Annotated in this window: 1 protein-coding gene; it reads left to right on the top strand. The window is 69.9% G+C overall.

What is annotated here, in order from left to right:
• Positions 1–89: 89 nt before the first annotated feature.
• On the top strand, positions 90–762 hold a 673-nt coding region (locus tag IE245_RS36580), incomplete at its 3' end, for a hypothetical protein (protein WP_189955771.1).

Raw genomic sequence — 762 nt, forward strand, 5'->3', positions numbered from 1 at the left:
TCGCGCCGAATGGAGGGTGAAAGGGACGAATGTCCGAACGCGATCTGGCCTCGTGCCGGTGAAACCTCCCCGGAAGGGGATGCATCGCGATGACAGCCAAACGCTCCACCCGTCTGACCACCCTCCTGGCCCTGCCCGCCGCCCTCACCCTCGCCTTGGCAGCCCCGGCCCTGGCCCACGACACCGACGACGCGGGCCAGAAGTCGCAGCACGGCCGGAGCCACCAGGCCGACCTGCGGCAGCTGAACGACTCCGGCGCCCGCGGCACCGCGCAGCTCACCCTGCAGGGCCGCCAGCTCACCGTGAAGATCGACGCCCAGGGCCTCGTCCCGGGCCGGCCGCACGCCCAGCACCTCCACGGATCCACCACCGGGCACGACTTCACCTGCCCCGACGCCAGTGCCGACAAGAACGGCGACGGCATCGTCACCACCGCCGAGGGCCTGCCCGCCTACGGCGACATCACCATCTCCCTCACCACCAAGGGCGACACCACCAAGGCCAGCGGCCTCGCCGTCGACCGGATGCCGGTCGCGGACAAGGACGGCAACCTGTCCTACTCGCGGACGATCACCGTCTCCCAGGCCGTCGCCGACAACATCACGTACCTGCACGTCGTCCAGCACGGCATCGACCCCAACGGCAACGGCGTGTACGACTTCGGCAAGGGCAAGAGCGAACTCGACCCCAAGCTCCCCCAGGAAGCCACCGCCCCCGCCACCTGCGGCACCATCGAAGGGCACAACAGCGGCTCCATGGGCA

Origin of the sequence: Streptomyces roseolus (assembly GCF_014649855.1) — a bacterium.
Lineage (GTDB): Bacteria > Actinomycetota > Actinomycetes > Streptomycetales > Streptomycetaceae > Streptomyces > Streptomyces roseolus.